Source organism: Bacillus pretiosus (assembly GCF_051294775.1).
GTDB lineage: Bacteria > Bacillota > Bacilli > Bacillales > Bacillaceae_G > Bacillus_A > Bacillus_A wiedmannii.
Genome location: NZ_JBPPHF010000518.1, coordinates 1 through 285, shown reverse-complemented (window position 1 = coordinate 285; position 285 = coordinate 1). Strand labels below are relative to the sequence as shown.

1 protein-coding gene is annotated in these 285 nt (G+C 33.7%); it reads right to left on the bottom strand.

The window, feature by feature from the left end; translation table 11 throughout:
- Positions 1 to 285: prealbumin-like fold domain-containing protein (locus ACSG5Z_RS31985; protein ID WP_435712959.1), on the bottom strand; the 285-nt coding region annotated here is incomplete at both ends.

Sequence of the window (285 nt, the reverse complement as noted above, 5' to 3'; positions counted from 1 at the left end):
GGTTTCCTTAGCATTTACAGAATCAACTTTTGTTAATTCAATACCGCCTTTTATTAAGCTATTAGAAGCTGTAACGTTAATAGCAGTCGCTTGGCTCTCCTTAATTGTAAAATCAATCGGTGTTTTATTTAAGGTATAATGCTCAGGAGCTTTCATTTCGATAAATTTATAGTTACCTGGACGTAAACCAGTAGCAATAATTTTACCTACCTGATTCGTAACTAATTCTGTACGGACATCTTCATTTTTGTTATTAACAATTTTGAATACGGCGCCAGTAAGTAC